The organism is Plantactinospora sp. DSM 117369 (genome assembly GCF_053764795.1).
In genome coordinates this window covers 4,824,093-4,844,530 of sequence record NZ_CM132446.1, presented here as the reverse complement: position 1 = coordinate 4,844,530, position 20,438 = coordinate 4,824,093, and the positions used below count along the sequence as shown (strand labels likewise).

The 20,438-nt window shown below is 71.2% G+C and carries 14 protein-coding genes and 1 pseudogene; 11 read left to right on the top strand and 4 right to left on the bottom strand.

Translation table 11 applies throughout. The annotated features are described in order from the left end of the window. Positions 1-92 precede the first annotated feature (92 nt). Together ACSMXO_RS21020 and ACSMXO_RS21015 are read left to right on the top strand one after the other, a co-directional pair. Positions 93-590 carry a YfbM family protein gene (locus ACSMXO_RS21020; RefSeq protein WP_455419274.1) on the top strand — a complete coding sequence of 166 codons (498 nt, stop codon included), beginning with the start codon at positions 93-95 and terminating at the stop codon, positions 588-590. A gap of 261 nt (positions 591-851) precedes the next feature. Then, on the top strand, positions 852-1,256 hold the full coding sequence (locus tag ACSMXO_RS21015) for a hypothetical protein (RefSeq protein ID WP_346262042.1): 405 nt from the start codon (positions 852-854) through the stop codon (positions 1,254-1,256). A gap of 15 nt (positions 1,257-1,271) precedes the next feature. Here ACSMXO_RS21015 and ACSMXO_RS21010 read toward each other — a convergent pair. The 3 genes and pseudogenes from ACSMXO_RS21010 to ACSMXO_RS21000 form a co-directional block, all read right to left on the bottom strand. Continuing rightward, positions 1,272-1,689, bottom strand: a pseudogene (locus ACSMXO_RS21010) (IS5 family transposase); the annotation flags it as partial. 391 nt (positions 1,690-2,080) lie between these two features. Further along, positions 2,081-3,127, bottom strand: coding sequence for a LacI family DNA-binding transcriptional regulator (locus ACSMXO_RS21005; RefSeq protein ID WP_455419045.1), 1,047 nt, complete (start codon positions 3,125-3,127; stop codon positions 2,081-2,083). After that, the gene (locus tag ACSMXO_RS21000) at positions 3,124-4,686 is read right to left on the bottom strand and encodes an FAD-dependent oxidoreductase (RefSeq protein WP_455419044.1); all 1,563 of its coding nucleotides are present in this window, start codon (positions 4,684-4,686) and stop codon (positions 3,124-3,126) included. Before ACSMXO_RS21000 ends, ACSMXO_RS21005 begins: the two co-directional genes overlap by 4 nt. A gap of 216 nt (positions 4,687-4,902) precedes the next feature. Here ACSMXO_RS21000 and ACSMXO_RS20995 point away from each other — a divergent pair, with 216 nt between their 5' ends. The 9 genes from ACSMXO_RS20995 (at position 4,903) to ACSMXO_RS20955 (ending at position 19,548) form a co-directional block, all read left to right on the top strand. Beyond that, a complete protein-coding gene (locus ACSMXO_RS20995; protein ID WP_346262039.1) occupies positions 4,903-6,669 on the top strand; it encodes an FAD-dependent oxidoreductase in 1,767 nt (588 codons plus the stop codon). Between the two features lie 5 nt (positions 6,670-6,674). Next, positions 6,675-8,237 carry an FAD-dependent oxidoreductase gene (locus ACSMXO_RS20990; RefSeq protein WP_455419043.1) on the top strand — a complete coding sequence of 521 codons (1,563 nt, stop codon included), beginning with the start codon at positions 6,675-6,677 and terminating at the stop codon, positions 8,235-8,237. Beyond that, entirely contained in the window at positions 8,225-11,809 is a 3,585-nt protein-coding gene (locus tag ACSMXO_RS20985) for a glycoside hydrolase family 38 N-terminal domain-containing protein (RefSeq protein ID WP_455419042.1), read from the top strand. The genes ACSMXO_RS20990 and ACSMXO_RS20985 overlap by 13 nt, the downstream gene beginning before the upstream one ends. A gap of 2 nt (positions 11,810-11,811) precedes the next feature. After that, on the top strand, positions 11,812-13,425 hold the full coding sequence (locus tag ACSMXO_RS20980) for an extracellular solute-binding protein (RefSeq protein ID WP_455419041.1): 1,614 nt from the start codon (positions 11,812-11,814) through the stop codon (positions 13,423-13,425). Positions 13,426-13,456: 31 nt separating this feature from the next. Then, positions 13,457-14,467 carry an ABC transporter permease gene (locus ACSMXO_RS20975; protein WP_455419040.1) on the top strand — a complete coding sequence of 337 codons (1,011 nt, stop codon included), beginning with the start codon at positions 13,457-13,459 and terminating at the stop codon, positions 14,465-14,467. Then, on the top strand, positions 14,461-15,369 hold the full coding sequence (locus ACSMXO_RS20970) for a carbohydrate ABC transporter permease (RefSeq protein ID WP_346262034.1): 909 nt from the start codon (positions 14,461-14,463) through the stop codon (positions 15,367-15,369). The genes ACSMXO_RS20975 and ACSMXO_RS20970 overlap by 7 nt, the downstream gene beginning before the upstream one ends. Before the next feature lie 112 nt (positions 15,370-15,481). Next, complete coding sequence (locus ACSMXO_RS20965) at positions 15,482-17,584, top strand: hypothetical protein (RefSeq protein WP_455419039.1); 2,103 nt, start codon at positions 15,482-15,484, stop codon at positions 17,582-17,584. A 58-nt stretch (positions 17,585-17,642) separates the two neighbouring features. Continuing rightward, entirely contained in the window at positions 17,643-18,065 is a 423-nt protein-coding gene (locus tag ACSMXO_RS20960; protein ID WP_455419038.1) for a pentapeptide repeat-containing protein, read from the top strand. Next, positions 17,995-19,548 (top strand): FAD-dependent monooxygenase, encoded by a 1,554-nt coding sequence (locus ACSMXO_RS20955; protein ID WP_455419037.1) that lies wholly within the window; start codon positions 17,995-17,997, stop codon positions 19,546-19,548. The genes ACSMXO_RS20960 and ACSMXO_RS20955 overlap by 71 nt, the downstream gene beginning before the upstream one ends. Here ACSMXO_RS20955 and ACSMXO_RS20950 read toward each other — a convergent pair. Then, complete coding sequence (locus ACSMXO_RS20950; protein ID WP_455419036.1) at positions 19,444-20,127, bottom strand: HpcH/HpaI aldolase family protein; 684 nt, start codon at positions 20,125-20,127, stop codon at positions 19,444-19,446. The genes ACSMXO_RS20955 and ACSMXO_RS20950 overlap by 105 nt on opposite strands. Between the last annotated feature and the right edge of the window lie 311 nt (positions 20,128-20,438).

Sequence of the window (20,438 nt, the reverse complement as noted above, 5' to 3'; positions counted from 1 at the left end):
GAAAGGTAACGGTTGCTGTACCGTGCTGCCCGACAAGAGCCGGTGACCGGCGGGGAGCACGCCAAGGATAGAGACGGGGTCGATCCGTGGGCATGGTGTTAGTCGGGCGCCGGTTGTCGGCCGAGGAGTTGGCAGCGGTGCTCGCCGACCCGGAGACGGTCGACACGCTGCTGTACGGCGACCTCGACGACGAGGCGGCCGAGATGCCCGAGCCCGAACTGGACCTGGACAAGTCGTGGCACGGCATCCACTACCTGCTCACCGGCACTGCCTGGCACATCGGCGAGGGTGCCGGCGCGGCAATCCTCGGCGGCGACGTGATCGGTCAGGATGGTGGCTACGGGCCTGCCCGGCTGCTCGACCCGGCGACGGTACACGCGATCGCCACCGCGCTCGACGCCCTGAATGTGGAGACCCTGCGCGCCCGCTTCGACCCGAACGCCATGGCCACCGCCGGTATCTACCCAGATATCTGGGCCAACGGGACCGAGGAGTTTGACAGCTACCTTGCGCCGAACTTCACCAAACTGCGCCGGTTTTACCAAACCGCAGCCGTACACCGGCAGGCCGTGCTGTTGGCCATCACCTGACGCCACCGTGCCGCCGTCTTCGGGCGCCGACGTCCAAGACGCCCAGGTGCCCGCTTCTAGGACACCCTTCAGAAGACGTTGCTCTGGATCGAGACGTCCTCGGTGTGGTGACGCTCGGATCGGCAGCAAGCCGCGCGAGGTTCGGTACTGTGTGGCCGCGGTGTGGTCGGATGCTGTCTACTGCTCGTCATGGGTGGAACGGCGTTGAGCGTCCTGAGTCCCTGCACGGCTGAGGACGTCGAACCAGTACTGCCAGAGGAGATGGCAGCCGAGGGCCTGGTCCGGTACGAGCCCAACCCCAACTACTGGCTGTCCGCCGATGGCCTGCCTTACGAATACGACGTTCAGGCGCCGGACTTCGAGGTCGGTGTCGACGAGCTGCAGCTCGTCGCACGGGCAGCCGGTGCGATCATGCGCTGCGACATCGTGCTGCACATCCTCGTCAGCGATCGCGCCGGCCGACCTGCCCTGGCCCGGATTGCCGAGCGAGTGGCGTGGCGTACCAACGGCTGGGTGTTCGTTGAGTGCGGCACTCCGCCCTCGGCAGACCTGGTCGGGTATCTGGAGAACGCGGGTCGCTGCGTTCGCGTCGACGACGCCGTCTACCTGGACGCGGCGGCGATGACCGCCTGGATCGCCCATCCTGGCTTTCACGTCGTCAAGTGAGCGTCATGCGCGTCCGCCGCCGGGCGGCTCCTTCCGCTCCTGCGGGCGCGTGCGGGCGCCGGCGGCGTGCTGATGCGCGCGGGTGATCGTGGAGTCGACGCTGACGTCCCAGTCGATCAGACCGGCAGCGTCGGCGTGGGCTTGCAGATCCCGGCGCGCTGCCAGCGGCGGAACAGCCCGTACACGGTCTGCCAGGGTCCGTACAGGTCGGGTACGTCCCGCCACGGGCAGCCGACCCGCACCCGCCAACGGATCCCGTCGATGAGCTGGCGTTTGTCCCACTTCGGCGGACGGCCGGCTTCGTGCCCTTGGGCAGCAGCGGTGCAAGGGCCGCCCACTGCGCGTCGGTCAGGTCGTGCCGCCTCGCCGCCGGTAGTCTCCGGTTTCGTCCTTCTTGGTCGTTGAACGGTCTACCGGAGACCTCGCTGTTCATCGATCAGCGACACACCGCCTGATCAGCCGTACCCACGACCGACCTCATGCGTCACCGCCACTTCTGAAACGCGCCCTGGTAGGACTTTGTTAGGTCGGTACGGGGTGGTGGCAGTGAGGGCAGAAGCCGAGCCAGGTGGCGAGCTGGTATGGGCCTGGTCCCGATGGCGCCGACGACGCCAGTACCAGGCCAGACTCTGCCACTACCGACGACACGGCTACTCCTGACACTGCCGTTGCAGTACTAGCCGCGATCCGCGCCGACCCTAGTCGAGCCCTGCCGAGAAGGCAGGCGCATCGGTGGGGCACGCCGCTCGGCGAGGTGACTTTGGGCGGCCGGGCCGACCAGGACCGCAGTCCCGAGGCGACACTGCCCGCACCGCCGCCGGGATTCATGCGCGCGGCGGACCGACCGTCCGGTCGAGAGTGTGGCTGCACGGCAGCAGGACCTGCCGCTCGTATTCTCCGGCCGGATCGGTGAGCAATGCGGTGAGCATGCGTACCGCCCAGGCGCCCATCGCGTTCCGGGGGATGTGCATGGCGGCCCACGGCTGGCCGCCCACCTCGCCGCCCGGATCGTCGACCAGCAGGACGACCGAGACGTCCTCGGGGATGCGCAGGCCACGGAGGCTGATGATGGCGTGCAGCACCCGTAGCAGGCTGACCGATTCGACGAGGATGGCGGTGGTGGCGGCGGCGAGGGAGTCGTCGAGCCACTGCGCGGTCAGCTCGTCCGGGTTGACGTACGCCGGGGTGGGCACCGGCAGCCCGAACCGGTCCAGGGCGGCGGCGAAGCCGTCCCACCGGTCGGCCTGCGGTTCGTACCGGGAGCTTTCGCCGAGGTACCCGAACGACCGGTGGCCGAGGGCGACCAGGTCGTCGACGATCCGGCCGGTCGCGGCGCGGTAGTCGCCACCGACGTAACAGATCTCGACGCCAGGGACCTCGCGGTGTCCGATGTAGACGAAGTGGTGGCCGTCGGCGGCGAGCCGGGCGAGGTCGTCGAGGTGTGCCCGGTGGCCGAGGATCAGGCTGCCGGCCGCCTGGCCGAGTCCGTTCACTCCGTTGCGGTAGATCCGGCGGATCCCGCCCTCGTCCCGGGCCGCGGTGAAGAGCACCAGGTTGCAGCCCTCGATGCCGGCCTGCTCCTCGATGCCCTGGAGGAACTCGAAGTAGTAGTCGCCGATGCTGGTGGGGAAGATCGGTTCGAAGGTGTGTACGCCCAGCAGGAGCGGGGCGCTCCGGCTCTGCGTGGCGGCGCGCTGTTGCGGGCTGGTCGTGTAGCGCAGCCGGCGGGCGGCGGTCAGCACGCGGCGCTGCGTTTCCGGGGAGATGCGACTCAGGTCACCCGCGCCGCGCAGCACCTGGGAGACGGTGGACTGGGAGACACCGGCCTCGCGGGCGATGTCGGCCTGCCGCGAGCCCTGTCCACGCCTCATGCCCGTACCTCCTGCTCGGGCGGCCAGGTGAGCACCGAGCCGGTCCGCACGAGTTCCTTGCGCAGTGTCTCGTAGTCGACGTCCCGTACGCCGCCCCGCGCGCCGACCGCCTGGGCGGCGGCACAGCCGGCGGCCTCGCCGATCATCATGAAGACTGGCTCCATCCGGACCGAGGCGAAGGCCACGTGCGACGCGGAGACCGCCGAGGCGACGAGGAGATTCTCGCACTCGCCGGCTTTCGGCACGATCGACCGGTACGGGATGCCGAACGGCACTGTGAGTGGATGCTGGACATTGCCCTCGTTGCGCGGCTGCCCGTCGACGACGACCCGCTTGGCGTTGTGCGAGTCCATCACGTACGAGGCGAGCGCGATCGGATCGGCGGGCCGGGACCGTCCGGCGGCGTCGTGCTGGGTGACGACGTAGTCGGCGACCATCCGGCGGGCCTCGCGGATGTAGAGCTGGTGCGGCCAGTGTCCGGTGCTGGTGAACTCGGCCGGGGACAGCCCGTATGCCCGGGTGGCCGCCCGGATCGGCGCCGGCAGTCGCGGGTCGTTGGCCAGGAAGTACAGCAGACCGGCCTGGTAGCGGACGTGGTCCTGGAAGATCTCCTCCCGGCGGGGGTAGTCCGCTGTCGGCCAGTCGGTGTTGGCCCCGATGTGGTCCGAGGAGACCGCACCGTGGTTGTTCATGTCGTAGACGTCGCCGCGCACCGGGGTGGTGCGCCCGTAGAGCTCGAAGACGCCGGCCTCGATGTACCGGCGCAGCAGTTCGTACCGCTCCGGCTGGTAGCCGTCGGGGCGGGGGTAGCGGACCCGGCCGGCGCTGGTCGTCACGTGCAGCCGGAAGTTGTACGCCTGGAGGCGCCGGTCGCCGGCGCCGATCTCGCCGTGGTCGTCCGGGCTGATGCCGGGCAGCAGGCCGCTGTCCGGGTGCCCCGGCCGCAGGTAGGGGTCGACGGGGCGGCTGAACTGGTGGTTGGTGCTGGGCTGCACGCCGGCGAGGGGTTCGCGGTAGGTGGTCGATGCCTCGCGGCCGACGGTGTGGGTGACCCCGGCGGCCGCCATCAGGTCGCCCTCGTAGGAGGCGTCGACGTAGATCCGGGCGCGGTGCCGCCCACCGTCGTCGGTACGCAGCTCGACGATCCGATTGGATCGCACGACGACGTCACGCAGGTGCTGGCGGCGGCGGATCCGCACGCCGGTGTCGGCGAGCCAGCGTTCGAAGATCTCCTCGGCCACCCGGGCCTCGACCCGCCAGTGCGGGTCGGGCGCGTGGTAGGCGGCGGCGACGTCCGCGTAGAAGGCCCTGGCCAGCCCGCCGACGGTTTCCGGCCGGCCGACGTCGGTCTCGCCGAGGCCACCGGCGGACATGCCGCCCACATGGTCGTCGAAGGCGAGTAGGAGCACCGTCATGCCGTCCCGGGCGGCCCGCACCGCCGCCGTGACGCCGCCGGAGGTCGCACCGTAGACGACCACGTCGGCCTCGGTCGGCGCCCCCTGGGCGGGTGGCGCGGGCAGGTGGTAGCGCAGGCCGGGCAGCGCTGGTGCTGCTGTCATGACTGGGTTTCTAACAGCTCGGCCGGAGATCGCAAATAGCTAATATTTGCTAATTCCAAGATGCCGAACCGTCACCGAAACAGCAGCTCAGCAACGATTGACATCCACCTGACCGAGGGATGTAACGTAGCCGCAATCTTCACGGCGGTGATCGTTGCCGATATATTAGCAGCGCCGCCGCAGACGCGTACCCCATCGGAAGGGAAGCGGGCGAGCATGAGCAAGACGACCGGGCTGGAGACCGATCTCCTGGTGGTCGGCGGCGGCCTCGGCGGCGTCGCGGCGGCACTGACCGCCGCCCGGCTGGGCCGCCGGGTCATCCTCACCGAGGAGACGGACTGGCTGGGCGGACAGCTCACGGCGCAGGCCGTGCCGTCCGACGAGCATCCGTGGATCGAGACCGAGCACATCTCGCCCGGCTACCGACAACTACGCGACGGCATCCGCGCCTACTACAAGCGGAACTACCCGCTGCGCCCGGAAGCGCTCGCCGACCCGACCCTCAACCCGGGGCTGGGTAACGTGAGCCGGCTCTGCCACGAGCCCCGGGTCGGCGTCGCCGTCATCGACGAGTTGCTCGCCGGTTACCGATCCGCCGGCCGGATCACCGTGCTCTACGAGCACGAGCCGGTCTCGGCAGCCACCGACGGCGACCGGATCACCGCGGTGACCCTGCGCGACCGGCGCAGCGGCGACCTGCGGACCGTCACCGCCGCCCTGGTCGCCGACGCCACCGAACTCGGCGACCTGCTGGAACTGGCCGGCGTCGAGCACGTGCTGGGCGCCGAGGCACAGGACGAGACCGGCGAGCCGTTCGCCGCGCCCGAGGCGGACTGGACCGACCAGCAGGCGATCACCTGGTGCTTCCCGCTCGAATACCGGCCCGGCGAGGAGCACGTCGTCGACCGTCCGGCCTCGTACGACCACTGGAAGACCCACGTCGACCCGTTCTGGCCGGGCCCACAGCTGTCCTGGATGAAAATCGACATCCACACGAACGCGGGCAAGGAAAACCGCATCTTCGAGGGCGACCTGGACGCCGTACGCGTGCCCGACCTGTGGCACTTCCGCCGCATCCGGGCCCGCAGCCAGTTCCGGCCCGACCTCGTCGACACCGACATCAGCCTGGTGAACTGGCCCAATATCGACTACTGGGAGGCGCCGCTGGTCGGCCCGGGCATCGACGGGCACGCCCGCGAGCGGGCACTGCAACGCTGCCGGGAGCTTTCCCTGTCCTACCTGCACTGGATGCAGACCGAGGCGCCCCGCCCGGACGGCGGGCAGGGCTACCCCGGCCTCAAGCTGCGGCCCGACCTCACCGGCACCGCCGACGGGCTGGCCAAGACGGTCTACATCCGCGAGTCCCGCCGCATCCGGGCCCGGTTCACCGTGCTCGAACAACACGTCGCCGTCGTGGACCGGCCGGAGGACGCCGGAGCCGTCCAGTTCGCCGACGCGGTCGGCGTCGGGCACTACAACATCGACCTGCACCCCAGCACCGCCGGCGTCAACTACGTCAACCTGGAGTGCTACCCGTTCCAGATCCCGCTCGGCGCGCTCATCCCGGTCCGGATGCGCAACCTCCTGCCCGCCTGCAAGAACATCGGCACCACGCACATCACCAACGGCTGCTACCGGCTGCACCCGGTCGAGTGGAGCATCGGCGAGGCGGTCGGGGCGCTGGCGGCGTACTGCCTGTCCCGCGACACCGAGCCGCACGCCGTACACGACTCCGCGAAGCTGACCGAGGACTACCAGGCACTGCTCACCCAGACCCTGGGCATCCCGATCGCCTGGCCGGACGACATCCGGCGGACCCGCCCGTCGCGGGCCGCCCGGAGCGCTACACCGCTGCTCGCGTTGCCCGAACGCCGGGTGAAGAAGGCGGCGAACCAGGCGGCGGGGGCAGCGGATCCGGCGGCGGCGCAGCGGCCGGGTTCGCCGGGCCAGGCGGCGGAGCCGGCCACCCCGGCGGGACGGTGACGGCCATGCGGGTACCCGACGCCGCCACCGCTGCCCCTACCGCTCCGGTGCCGGTGGACGTCGTGATCTACGGCGCCACCCTGGCCGGCATCATGGCCGCCCTGCGGCTGCGCCTGCGGGGCCTGTCCAGCGTGATCCTCGAACCGACCGGGCACGTCGGCGGCATCATCGCCGGCGGCCTGGTCAAGACCGACACCCCCAACGTGACCGAGGCGCTCGGCGGGCTGACGTCGAGCCGGTTCTTCGCCGGGATCGGCGCCGCCTACGGCGACGACGGGTCCCGGTACCGGTTCGAGCCGAAGGTGGCCGAACGGGTCGCCCGGGACCTGCTGGCCGAGGCGCGGGCCACGGTCCTGGTGCACCACCGGCTGCACGGGCCGGCCGACGTCGAGGTCTCCGGCCGGCGGCTGCGGGCGGTACGTACCGCGCAGGGCTGGCAGCGCGCCCGCTTCTTCATCGACGCCTCCTACGAGGGTGACCTGATGGCGGCCGCCGGTGTGCCCTACACCGTAGGGCGGGAGCCGAAGACCCGGTACGACGAGCCGCTGGCCGGGTTCCAGCCGGTGCAGGCGTACCGGCGGCGCAGCTTCCGGCCGAACGACCGCTACCCGGTCGGCCCGGCGCCGAAGCTGCACGCCGGTGAGGGCGACGAGAAGACCCAGGCGTACAACTTCCGCGGCGTGCTGTCGACCAACGCCGACCGGCTGCCGTTCCCGAAGCCCGCCGGCTACGATCCCGAGCACTACCGCTACCTGGCGCAACTGCTGCGGCAGCGCGGCATCCCCGGGCTGTCGTCGATCGTCACCGAGACCGCGCTGCTGCCCGGCGGCAAGTACCAGACCAACCAGGCGCTCTTCATCGGCTTCGACCTGCCCGGCGCGTCCTGGGACTATCCGGACGGTAGCTGGCGGCGGCGCGACGAGATCATCGCCGAGCAGGTGCGCTGGCACCAGGGGATGCTCTACTGGCTCGCCAACGACCCGTCGCTGCCGGAGAGTTTCCGCGCCGACGCCCGCCGCTTCGGCCTGCCGCCGGACGAGTTCACCGACAGCCCGCACGGTACCGGCTTCCCGCACGCCCTCTACGTCCGCGAGGCGCGCCGGATGGTCGGCGCACACGTGCTGACCCAGCACGACCTGCTCAGCCCGAACAACACCAAGGCGACCCCGGTGTGCTGCTGGAAGTACGGCATGGACAGCCACATCGTGCAGTACTACGCCGAGGGCGACGACACCATCGTCGGCGAGGGCACCCTGAGCGGCACCGAGTTCAACCCGCCGGTGGACCTGTACCAGATGCCGGCGGAGGTGCTGTTCCCGGCGCGCGGCGGGCTGGAGAACATCGCCGTACCGCTCTGCTTCTCGGCCAGCCATGTGGGCTACACCTCGCCCCGGATGGAACCGAACTACGGCATGCTCGGCGAGGCGAGCGGCGAACTGGCGGCGCAGTCGCTGCGCACCGGCCGGCCGGCGCAGGACTACGACCACACCGACCTCGCCACCGCCCTCCGGGAGCACGGCAGCGTGCTGACCCTGCCCGGGCTGGAGCCGGAAACATGCTCCCGCTGACCATCGCCACCCCCGGCGTCGAGCTGCCGGCGTTCCAGCCCGGCCCGCTCAACGCGTCGACCGGCTGGCGGGCGCACCGGGTCGAGCTGCCGCTGCGGATCGAGCCCGGCGACATTCCGGCGTACGGCGCCGTGCTGCGCCTGGCGTTCACCGCCGGCCACGGGCCCTGCCCCGACCTCCTGCTGGAGCTCGACGGTACGCACCGTGGCCTGTTCCACCCCCTGGTACGCCGCGACGACCGGTCGGAGGTCTACCGGCACGGCCCGATCGCCGGCGACGTCCTGCTCGAGGTGCCACTGCCGGCGGCCTGGCTCACGCCCGGCGACCACCTCCTGGCGGTCACCACCACCCTCGACGAGCCGGCCGCCACCGGACCCGTCCCGGCCGACCCCGACCGGCCCCGCCATCGCGAGCAGTTCGGCAACCACTTCGGCAGCGGCATCACCTGGCAGGAGCTGACCCTGGTCCCGGCCACGGCGCCCGCCCCCGAGGCGCTCGGCGTGGCGCTCGACGCGACGCCGCTCTACGTCGAGCCCGACGGCGCCCTGCACGAGCTGCTCGAACTCACGGTCACCGTACCGCCGTGCGCGACCTGGCCGGCCCGGGCCGAGGTACGTCTCGGCGGGCGGACCCACGAGCTGGACCTGACCCGCGCCGGGCGGACCTTCGGGCAGGTGCGGGTGCGCTTCCCGGTACCGGAGTTCACCGGTCCCGCGCCGGCCACGGTCCGAGTCGACGACGGGCCGGAGACCCGGGTCGTGCTGCACCCGGCCCGCAAGTGGACCCTGCACCTCATCCCGCACGTCCACCTGGACATCGGCTACACCGACGTCCAGGGCAAGGTCCTGGAGCTGCACAGCCGCAACCTGGACCGGGCGGTCGAGGCGCTGGACCGGGATCCTGACTTCGCCTTCTCCGTCGACGGCTCCCTGGTCGTGACGCAGTACCTGGCGACCCGCTCACCGCAGCGGGCGCAGCGGGTGCTGGCGGCGCTGCGCTCGGAACGGCTCGCCGTGAACGCCTTCCACAGCCTGTTCCTGTCCGGAGTGGCCAGCCTGGAGGAGATCTACCGGGCCGCGTACGCCGCCGGACGGCTGCGCGACGAGCACGGCGTCCCGGTCCGGTACGCCAACCTCACCGACGTCCCCTCGTACAGCGCGGCGCTGCCGTCGATCCTGACGGCGCTGCGCATCGACGCGTTCGTCGGCATCGAGAACCACCACCGGGGTGGCAACGCCGAAAGCGACGAGCAGCACCTGGCCAGTCCGGTGCTGTGGGAGGGCGTCGACGGATCCCGGGTGCTCACCCACTTCTCCGACACGTACTCCCAACTGCGGTTCATGGCCGGCGATCCGCAGACGGTCCCCGGCGCCGCGCACGCCTTCTGCCGGCTGCTGGCCCGCTACGAGCGGACCGACTACCTGCCACACGACCTGGCGGTGATCGGCACCCACGCGGACAACGAGGACCTGGCCGACGGCGACGCCGGCTTCGCCGCCCGCTGGAACGAGCGGTACGCGTACCCCCGGATGCGGGTCTCCACGATGGCCGGCTACCTCGCGGCGGTCCGCCCGCTCGCCGACCGGCTCCCGGTGTGGCGCGGGGACGGGGGCAGCTACTGGGAGGACGGCGTCGGTACCGGAGCCACGGTCAGCGCCGAGCACCGCCGGGCGCAGACGGCGCTGCCCGCGGCCGAGGGGCTGGCCGCGCTGGTCGCGCTCGCCGACCCCGGCTACCGGCCGCACCGGGCGGCCCTGGACGCCGCCTGGGAAGGCGCCCTGATCGGCTGCGAACACACCTGGACCTGGGCACACGCCAACGCCCACCCGCACGGCCACCAGGTCGGCGACCAGCTCGACTGGAAGCGGCACCAGGTGCACACCGCCCACCGCACCGCCGTCGACGAGGCCAACCGGGCGCTCAGCCAGCTCGGCGAGCTGGTCGGCACGCGCGGACCCACCCTGCTCGTGCACAACCCGCTGGGCTGGCGGCGCGACGTGGAGGTCGAGGTGGAAACCCTGCACGGGCCGCCGACGCTGCCCGGCGGTGAGCCCCTCGGGGCGGAACCGCTCGCCGACTGCAACGGGCTGCGACGGCTGCGGGTCACCGTGCCGGAGGTACCCGGATTCGGCTACCGGGTGGTGCCGCTCGGCGGCGCGCGGACGCTCGCCCCGGGCGAAGAGGACGGTGCGGCGGCCGGTGGTACCGCCGGGACCGGCGAGTCACCGGACTGGGGGCCGGTGCCGGCCACGCTGGTGGCCGACCGGTGGCTGGTCTCCCTCGATCCCGCCACCGGCGCGGTCCTCGGCCTGGTCCACCGGTCCAGCGGGCGCGAGCTGCTGGACCGGGCCGGGCCGTGGCGGTTGGGTCAGGTGCTCTACGCGCTCGACGGTCCGGTCGAGCTGACCCGCGGCGACGTCGACCGGCCGGGCGAGCAGTCGGGCGAGCAGTCGGGCGAGCAGTCGTGGACGTCGCCGCTGCCGCGGCTGCAGAACGGCACCCCGGACGGCCCGTGGCACAGCGGCAGCCCGCACCGGCACGAGCCACAACCGCGTAGCTCGCTGCTCGGTCGGCGGCCGAAGGCGGATCCGCCGGCGCTGGTCGTGCACGCCGCCGAGATGCGGCCGGTCGGACTGCGTCGGACCTACGACGGGTGGCGGTTGCGGACCGTCGGCCGGGCGCCGAGCCTGCCGCGCGTCGAGGTCGACGTGCTGCTGCGCGACGGCGACGACCGCGTCGACGTCACCGTCTCGTTCGACAAGGAGCCGGTGCTGGCCAAGGAGGCGGTCTACGTCGCCTTCCCGTTCGTGGCCGCCGACCCGGTCTTCCGGTACGACCGGCAGCAGGGCTGGATCAACCCGGCGGTCGACCATGCGCCGGGCGCCTGCCACGACTGGTTCACCAGCCAGTACGGCGTCGTGGTGGCGGACGGCGCCGGGCCGGCCATTGCCTGGTCCTCGGCCGACGCGCCGCTCTGGACCGCCGGGGACATCGTCCGGGGCGCCTGGTTCGAGCGCTTCGCACCCGCCTCGGCCGCGATCTTCTCCTGGGTGCTGAACAACTACTGGCCCACCAACACGCCACCGCAGCAGGAGGGAACCCTGACCCTGCGGTACGCCTTCACGCCGCTGCCGGAGTTCGACCCGGTCACCGCCGGCCGGTTCGGCCGGGAGGTCCGGGCGGCGGCGATCGCCACCGAGATCACCTGGCTGGACAAGTTCGACCTCGACCCGAGGCCGCTGGCCGAACCGGCCGGTGCGCTGCTCGACCTGGACCTGCCGGAGACCGTACACGCCACCGTGGCCCAGCCCCGGTCCGGCGGCGGGCTGCTGGTACGCCTCCAGGACCTCAGCGGTCGGGCCCGCACCCTACGTCTCCGGCACCCGGCGGGTGGGCGCGGCGAGGCCACGCTCTGCCACGCCGACGAGCGGCCGGTGGCCACCCTGCCCCCGGACGCCGACGGTCGCTTCGCGGTACGCCTCGACGCGTGGCAGGTCGCCACGCTGACCCTCACCGGCGGTGCGTCCCCGGCCGCCGGACCCCATGACGCCGCTGCACCCCCGAAGGAGTAACCATGCGCAACGTCCAGATGAGCCGGCGCCGGTTCCTGTCGATGACCGGCGGCGCGGCCGCCGTGGCGGCCGGCTCCGGCCTGCTTGCGGCCTGCGGCAGCTCGACCACGCCAACCACCGGCGGTGCCGGCAGTGTCACCTTCCCGGACTATCTCCCCTATACCGGCGTCCAGGCGGATCTGCCCGCCACCGCCGAAGGGGTGATGGCCGGCTTCTACCGGTACCCGACCGACCTCGTCACCGCGTTCCCCGGCAAGCCGGGGGACGGCGCGGGCACCGTGTCAGTGCTGACCAACATCCTGACGCCGGTGCCGCCAGCGGCCGGGTCCAACGCCTACTGGCAGGAGCTCGACAACCGGCTCGGCGCCACCCTCGACATCACGATGACCCGGCAGGTCGACTACCTCAGCAAGCTCTCCACCGTCATCGCGGGCGGGGACCTGCCGGACATGACCCTGATCTCCGCCCGGCTGGCGAACCGGGCCGACGTGCTCACCCGGCTCTGCGCCGACATCTCGGAGTTCGTCTCCGGCCCGGCGATCAAGCAGTACCCGTTCCTGGCCAACATCCCGACCGACGCGTGGCGGGCCACCGCCTATGGCGGCGGGATCTACGCGGTGCCGATCCCGCGCGCCGTCGTCGGGACCATCATGTTCGCCCGGGCCGACCTGATCCGCGAGCGGGGTCTCCAGCCGAATCCGGCGAACTACCAAGAGTTCCTGGCGCTGGCCCGGGGGCTGACCGACGCCCGCGCCAACCGCTGGGCGTTCGGCACCGCGAAGCAGGTCGTCACCTTCGTCGGCACCATGCTCGGCGTACCGAACGTGTGGCGCGAGGAGGGCGGCAAGTTCACCTCGGAGTACGAGACCGAGGAGCGCAAGGAGGCCCTCGCCCGGACCGCCGAGATGGTCAAGGGCGGGCTGTTCCACCCCGACGCGATGGGCGGGAAGCTGCAACTGCGGGACCTGTTCGGCAACGGCACTATCGCCTTCAACCCCGACGGGTACGCCGCCTGGGACACGCTCGCCGACACCTACCGGGTCGAGGTCGGCGCGGTGCCGGCGCCCAGGTACGACGGCGGCGGCGTGGCCCGGCACCGGGCGGGTACCACGGCGTTCGCGATCACCGCCTTCAAGCGGGCCGACAAGGGCCGCATCCAGCAACTGCTGCGCATCTGCGACTGGCTGGCCGCGCCGCTCGGCACCACCGAGTACATGTTCCGCAAGTTCGGCGTCGAGGGCAGCCACTACACGGTGCAGGACGGCAGGCCGGTCCTCACCGACAAGGGCAAGGTCGAGGTCAAGCTGCCCCTGGAGTACGTCGCGGACGCTCCGCACGTGCTCGGCCCCGGCGACCGGACGCGGATCGACGCCCAGCGGGCGTACCAGGAGAAGGTGGTCCCGAGCATCCTGCGCAACCCCGCCGAGGGCCACTATTCGGCCACCGCCGTCGACAAGGCCGGCGCGATGAGCAAGATTATCGACGACGCCGAGCTGGACATCGTCGCCGGCCGGAAGCCGGTCAGCTCCTGGGACGAGGCGGTTGCCCAGTGGCGAAGGGCCGGCGGCGACGCCGCCCGCGCCGAGTACGAGAAGGCGCTGGCCGAGCAGGGCTGACCAGCCGATCGCGGCAGGAGGAGGAGAGGCGATGGCATCGACCGAGCTTGCCCGGGGTGCGGCGGCTCCCGCCGCCCCCGGCGCGGCGGGTCCACCCGAGGCGCCGCCGCCGGACCGGCCGCGCCGGCGGCCGTCGGCGCGGCAGCGGTTGCGCCGCGACGGCTTCCTGTTCCTGCTCGGCCTGCCCGGGTTGGCGCTGATCCTGCTGTTCCACTACGTCCCGCTCGCCGGCAACGTCATCGCCTTCAAGGACTACCGGCCGTACCTGACGATCTGGGAGGCGCCCTGGGTCGGCCTGGCCAACTTCCAGGTCATCTACACCGCCGATCCGGCGTTCCTCAACGCGCTGACCAACACGCTGATCATCTCGCTGCTCCAGATCATCGTGGTCTTCCCGATCCCGATCGCCGTCGCGTTGCTGCTCAACAGCCTGCTCTCGGAACGGCTCAAGCGCGTCGTGCAGTCGGTGCTGTACCTGCCGCACTTCATGTCCTGGGTCGTGGTCGTCGCCCTGTTCCAGCAGTTGCTCGGCAACGCCGGGCTCTACAACACCTGGGCCCGCGCCCACGACCTGCCGCTGCTACACCTGATCGGCAACCCCGACCTGTTCCTCACCCTGATCACGTCGCAGGCGATCTGGAAGGACGCCGGTTGGGGCACCATCATCTTCCTGGCCGCGATCTCCCGGGTGGACCTGGAACTGTACGAGTCGGTCGCGGTCGACGGCGGTGGGCGGCTACGCCAGCTCTGGCACGTCACCCTGCCGGCGATCCGGTCCGTCATCGTCCTGCTGCTCATCCTGCGGCTCGGTGACGTGTTGACCGTCGGCTTCGAGCAGATCATCCTCCAGCAGGCCGCCGTCGGCCAGGACGCCTCCGAGGTGCTCGACACGTACGTCTACAACCGCGGCATCATCGACGGTGACTTCGGCATGGCGGCGGCGGTCGGCCTGGTCAAGGGCGTGGTCGGGCTCGCGCTGGTACTCGCCGCCAACAAGATCGCGCACCTGTTCGGGGAGAGGGGGATCTACTCCCGATGGTGACCACAACCGCCGCCCGCGGCCGCCGCCGGATGGTCAACGGCATGGCACCCCCGCATCCCGCCGTACGCGGCCTCAAGGGCATCGTGCTGGCGCTGTGCTGCGCCGTGGTGGCCATCCCGTTCCTCGGTGTCGTCGCCACCTCTCTCGCCGACCAGGAACAGATCACCCGGGCCGGCGGCTACGTCCTGTGGCCGCAGGACCCGACGCTCGACGCCTACGCCGCGATCTTCCGGGGCGGGGTGGTCACCCGCGCCACCCTCGTCTCGATCGGTGTCACGCTGGTCGGGTCGCTGCTGTCGGTGGCCGTGGTGGCGCTGCTGGCGTACTCGCTGTCCCGGCCGGGCAGCTTCGGCAGCCGTCCGGTGCTGATTCTGGTGTTGGTGACCCTGCTCTTCAACGCGGGCATGATCCCCAACTACCTGCTGATCAAGCAGCTCGGTCTGATCGACTCGTGGTGGGCGCTGATCCTGCCGCCACTCGTCTCGGCGTTCCAGGTGATCATCGTGCGCGCGTTCTTCCTGGAGGTGCCGAAGGAGATCGTCGACGCCGCGCGCATCGACGGCGCGGGCGAGCTGCAGATCCTCACCCGGATCATGCTGCCGCTGTCCAAGGCGGTGCTCGCGGTGGTGGCGCTGTTCCAGGCCGTGGCCTACTGGAGCGCCTTCTTCAACGCGTTGCTGTACCTCAACTCCACCGAGAAGTGGCCGCTGCAACTGGTGCTGCGCACCTACGTGGTGGACAACGCCGCGATCGGCACCGACCTGCCGGGCGAGGTGGTCCCACCGCAGCAGTCCCTGCAGATGGCCATCCTGGTCGTCTCGCTCGTCCCGATCCTGCTCGTCTACCCGTTCCTACAGAAGCATTTCGCCAAGGGAGTGGTCATCGGAGCCGTCAAGGGCTGACCCCTCCCGCACGTCCCCCACCCGTACCCCGGCCGTGGCCGGCGTTGGCGCCGGTCGCGCGGTGGTGCGCGTCCGCCGCGCCGGGGGCTACCCCGACAACAGGAGGCCCGAGATGCCCGACCGTCCCGACCCGACCGGCACGCCGTTCGCCGGTACCCGCCGCCGCGCCCTGGCCACCCTCGGTTTCGCCGGTCTCACCCTGACCGGCAGCCAGGCCGTCGCCACCGCCGCACACGCCGCGCCGCCGAAGCCGTCCCATGTCGCCGGCGACGGCATCGCCAGCGTCGACCAGCTGCGCGGCACGCCCGGCCAGACCGACGGCCAGCAGGTGCACCTGCTCGGCTACCACGCCGACACGCCCGGCGTCGGCGGCGGCCCGCTGCACTGGGATGCGGACAGCACCGAGCCCGACAACGGGGGCACCGTCTTCGCCGTCGCCGGGACCGCCACCGGCCGGTGGAAGCGGCCGCACACCACCCGCCTCGACCTGGCCTGGTTCGGCTGCACCGGAGCAGGGGTGGACGACGACTCGGCGCGGGTGCAGGCCGCCGTCGACACGCTGCGCACGGGCGGCGTCATCGAGGCCGGTCCCGGCAAGATCCGCCTGGAGCGCACCATCCGGGTACGCGACGTGCCGGTCACCTTCTCCGGCGCCGGCCCCACCGACAACGACGAGTACGCCACCCAGTACGTCGTCGCCACCGGCGCCGGGCACGGGTTCCTGCTCACCAACGTGTCCGGCGGCGGGCTGCGCGACCTCGTGGTACGCGGCGACGGCCTGACCGGCGGCAGCCTGGTCGCCACCGAGGCGGTCGACGGCGGCCGCAACTACATGGTGTCGTTCGTCAACGTCCGGTTCAAGAACGGCTACACCGGTACGACCCTGCGCTCCTGCAACACCATCCGGTTCCGCAACTGCGTCTGGAACGGCTTCACCGGCCCGTACGTGATCCTGCTCAACGGGGTGGGCAACACGTCCCGGGCCGACCCGGTGGAGTTCGTGCAGTGCGGCATCGCCGCCGGCTCCGGCAACACCACCACGGACAACCTGGTCATCGACGGCCTCGGCGGGTCGATCAAGTTCTTCGCGACCGCGGTGCTGTTCGGCCGGCACGGGCTGTGGCTGAAGAACACCACCGGCGGGTCCTACCCGAAGTTCGTCTACTTCGAGGGCGGCGGCTTCGAGAACGGTCACGGCACACCGGTGCTGCTCGACGCCGGCGCGCACGCCCAGTTCACCAACGTCTACATCTCGGCCGACAACGAACACGACAACGTCCGGATCAATCCTGGCTTCACCGGCATGGCCACCTTCACCGGATGCGTCATCCGGGGCTCCGGGCGCAACGGCCTCGACATCGCCGCCACCCGGGTCACCGTCACCGGCTGCATCATCGGCAACAACGGCCGCACCGCACATCCCAGCTTCGCCCGCGCGATCAGCGGCATCACGGCGGGCCCGGAAGGCCGGGCCCGGGTCACCACCGCCGTCGAACACGGCTGGGAGACCGGCGACCGGATCACCATCTCCGGCGCGACCGGCAGCACCGAGGCCAACGGCACCTGGCGGATCGACGTGGTCAGCCCCACCCAGTTCGACCTGCCGGTCACCGTCGCGCACGGGTACGCCGGCGGCGGCAGCGGCTACCGGCACGGCGCCGGCATCAACATCCGCTCCGGCGCCAGCCGGGTCGTCATCGTCGGCAACGCCGTCGGCTCGCTCGCCGACGGCATCAACCGGCAGGACTACGGCGTGGTCGACGGGGCCGGTGACGTACTGGTCGCCGACAACGACCTCAGCGGCAACCTGGTCGGCCCGTATCTGCTCGCCGGGACCTCCACCGGCCAGGCCCGGTTCACCGGCAACAAGGGGGTCGAGCAGATCGACGGTTGGCTGGCGGCCCGGGTGGCCGGTCCGGTGGCCGACGGGCTGTACGACTTCGGCAACCTGCTCTATCTCGCCGGGCAGCGCATCCGGGTGGTCAAGGTGACGCGCCGACTCGCCGCCGGTGCCTGCGCCGTGCGGCTGGACGCGGACGGGGAGTCCGCGGGCGGTAACGCCGTCGGCGTGACCACCGCCGTGCAGACCACCGCACTCGTCGCGCCGTTCACCGTCGACGGCAGCGGCGAAGCGCCGCGACTGCAGGTCCGGGTCCTCGACGCGGCCGCCGCCAGTGGCCTGGAGGTGCAGTTCGGGTACCAGTTGATCAGTTGATCCGCGGTGCGCTGCCTCCCCGGCCGGGAGGCAGCGCACCGCCAGTGCCATCCGGTCAGTGGACCGCGATCTCGGCTCCACCGAGCCGATCTGGCGGCCCCTGCTATCAATCAATGGTTCGGCGCTGAGCAGCGCGAACCTGGTAGACGCAAGCCTTTACGGCGCGAACCTATTCGGCACGTTCTTGGACGACGCGAACCTGGCTGGCGCGAAGCTGGTCGGTACGGACCTAAGCGATACGAACCTGGGGAATGAACCTTTCGACCTCCCCTTGCGGTCCGACGGACCGCAAGGTCGGACGCGGTGCGTAAGCGCCGTGGGCCGTCGCCCGACAGGAGGTACTGGCGGAACAAGTCGGATCTTGAGCACACCATGGGACGGCGGAATTCCGCTAGCTAGCTTTGCCGGCTATGGGGGACAACAGAACAGTACCGGTGATCATCGTCGGATGTGGACCGACCGGAGCGACCGCCGCGCTTGAACTGGCGCACTATTCCATTCCGTCCATTGTGCTCGACTCGGGCGCCGAGAGGCCGCAGGGATCACGCGCAATCGCCATTCATCGCACCGCGCTGGCAGTCTGGGAGAAACTCGGCTGCGTCGAGCCGATGTTGGCGCGCGGCATCGCCTGGCGTACCCGGAAAACCTATTTCCGGCAGCACGAGATGCAGACCCAGACCGCAGCCGCACCGGCGCCCGGAGAACTACCGCCCTTCCTCAACCTGCCGCAACACGAGACCGAACGCCAACTGCTGGCGGCGATGGCCCGTTCACCCCTGGTCGACCTGCGCTGGCAGCACACCGTGGTCGGGCTGCACCAGGACGCCGACGGGGTCACCGTCACCGCGCGGACACCGTCCGGCCCGGTGTCGATCCGGGGCCGATACCTGCTGGCCTGCGACGGCGCCCGCAGCACCACCCGCAAACTGCTCGGACTCGACTTCCCGGGCCGGACCTATCCGGACCGGTTCCTGATCGCCGACATCCGCGCGAAGTTGCCCTTTCCGGCCGAGCCGCGGTTCTTCTTCGATCATCCTGCCAACCCCGGGCACAACATCCTCATCCACCCGCAGCCGGACGACGTGTGGCGCGTCGACTGGCAACTCAGCGGCGACGCGGCCGTCGAGGACGAGCGCTCCCCCGAGGCGATGGATCGCCGGATTCGGGCGCTGATCGGGGATCTGCCATATGAGCTGGTGTGGTTGACCGACTACCGCTTCCACCAGCGTCTGCTGCGCCGGCTCCGGCACGGCCGGGTCTTCCTGCTCGGGGACGCCGCGCACCTGGTCGCGCCGTTCGGGGCACGGGGCATGAACGGCGCCATCCACGACGTGGAGAACCTGTGCTGGAAGCTCGCCTATGTGCTGACCGGCCGTGCCGGGCCAGACCTGCTCGAGACGTACCAGACCGAACGCTGGGCGGCGCAGCGGCACAACCAGGAGGTCACCGAGGCCACCATGCGGTTCATGGCGCCCCGGACCCGCTGGCAGCGCCTACGCCGGAACGTGATCCTGCGACTGCGATTGCGGCGGCTCGTCGACAGCGGCAGGATGAGCACGCCGTACACGTACACCACGTCGCCGCTGTCCCTGGCCGACGACGTAGGGAACTGGGGCGGGGCGCCCGCGCTCGGGTCCAAGCTGGTACCCGCGGATCCGGACGTACGCCGACGACTGGGGCACGGCTTCACCGCCCTGTACTCTTCGCCCGACCCGGTCGACGTCGTCGGTGTCGTGACGATGCCGCCCGACAAGGTGTCGCCACCGGGTACCTGCTACCTGCTGCGGCCGGACGGACACGTCGCGGCACGGCGGCGGGATATCGCGCCCGCCGACCTGCCCGCCCTGGTACGGACGGTGCTAGGCAAGCCGGTCCCGCACACCCTGGCTCAGCACGGCCACGTCGGTGGCGACGTTGACCATGACGAAGCCCTGCTCGAGCCGCTCGGCGGCCGCCTCGGGTGACGAGCAATATATTCCTGCCGGCAGCCCGGCCGCCCTGGCCGCACGCAGGATCTCGTCCAGCGCCTGGCGGAAGTCCGGATCGCGGCTATCCGAATCCGGCCCCAGACCCAGCGAGATCGCAAGGTCGACGGGGCCGACAAACACGCCGTCGAGTCCCGGCACACCGCAGATCGCGTCGAGGTGATCCAGAGCCGCACGGTTCTCGATCTGCACCATCGCGATGGTCTGCTCGTTGGCGATACGCAGGTAGTCCGGCGCGGCCACATCGAAGGCGAGCCCTGCCCAGGCGCTGCCGAAGCTGCGCTGCCCGACCGGCGGGAACTTCGCCGCCGCCACAAACGCCTCCGCCTCGGCGCGAGTGTTGACCATCGGGCCGATCACGCCCCACGCACCCGCGTCCAGGGCCCGTTTGACGTTCTCCACACCCGGGCTCGCCAGCCGTACCAGCGGTGCCGGGCCGCGGGCGTCGGCGATCGTCGCCACCATCCGGGTCATCGTCTCCGCACCCACCGGGGCGTGCTCGACGTCGACAACCAGCCAGTCCGCCGGCATCCGTGCCATCAGCCGGGCGGATTCCACGCTGGGCAACGCCAACCACACTCCGCGCACCGGCTCGCCCCGCCGCATCCGATCCTTCAACGTGTTCCCCCGCATCCGGCCGAGCCTATACCCGGGTCGGCGGTCACCGGCGAGTCGATCTGCCTGCCGCAACGGGGGGTAGATCCGGGGCCAGCAGGATTCGGCAGGTCGGGGCCGCAGCTCGGCGCGCGCGGTGGCCTCGAAGTGTGGCCGGCGCGGGCCGGGCCGGACCGGCCGGCGGTACGTCACCGTTCCCGCACCCGACCCCTACGACAGCGGAACACTCCGGACCGATGGCACCTCGGCCGGCG

What these genes read in the sequence shown, in the direction of transcription:
- ACSMXO_RS21020 (WP_455419274.1), top strand. Translation starts at nt 93, where the DNA reads ATGGTGTTAGTCGGGCGCCGGTTGTCGGCCGAGGAGTTGGCAGCGGTG.
- ACSMXO_RS21015 (WP_346262042.1), top strand. Translation starts at nt 852, where the DNA reads ATGGCAGCCGAGGGCCTGGTCCGGTACGAGCCCAACCCCAACTACTGG.
- ACSMXO_RS21005 (WP_455419045.1), bottom strand. Translation starts at nt 3,127, where the DNA reads ATGAGGCGTGGACAGGGCTCGCGGCAGGCCGACATCGCCCGCGAGGCC.
- ACSMXO_RS21000 (WP_455419044.1), bottom strand. Translation starts at nt 4,686, where the DNA reads ATGACAGCAGCACCAGCGCTGCCCGGCCTGCGCTACCACCTGCCCGCG.
- ACSMXO_RS20995 (WP_346262039.1), top strand. Translation starts at nt 4,903, where the DNA reads ATGAGCAAGACGACCGGGCTGGAGACCGATCTCCTGGTGGTCGGCGGC.
- ACSMXO_RS20990 (WP_455419043.1), top strand. Translation starts at nt 6,675, where the DNA reads ATGCGGGTACCCGACGCCGCCACCGCTGCCCCTACCGCTCCGGTGCCG.
- ACSMXO_RS20985 (WP_455419042.1), top strand. Translation starts at nt 8,225, where the DNA reads ATGCTCCCGCTGACCATCGCCACCCCCGGCGTCGAGCTGCCGGCGTTC.
- ACSMXO_RS20980 (WP_455419041.1), top strand. Translation starts at nt 11,812, where the DNA reads ATGCGCAACGTCCAGATGAGCCGGCGCCGGTTCCTGTCGATGACCGGC.
- ACSMXO_RS20975 (WP_455419040.1), top strand. Translation starts at nt 13,457, where the DNA reads ATGGCATCGACCGAGCTTGCCCGGGGTGCGGCGGCTCCCGCCGCCCCC.
- ACSMXO_RS20970 (WP_346262034.1), top strand. Translation starts at nt 14,461, where the DNA reads ATGGTGACCACAACCGCCGCCCGCGGCCGCCGCCGGATGGTCAACGGC.
- ACSMXO_RS20965 (WP_455419039.1), top strand. Translation starts at nt 15,482, where the DNA reads ATGCCCGACCGTCCCGACCCGACCGGCACGCCGTTCGCCGGTACCCGC.
- ACSMXO_RS20955 (WP_455419037.1), top strand. Translation starts at nt 17,995, where the DNA reads ATGGGGGACAACAGAACAGTACCGGTGATCATCGTCGGATGTGGACCG.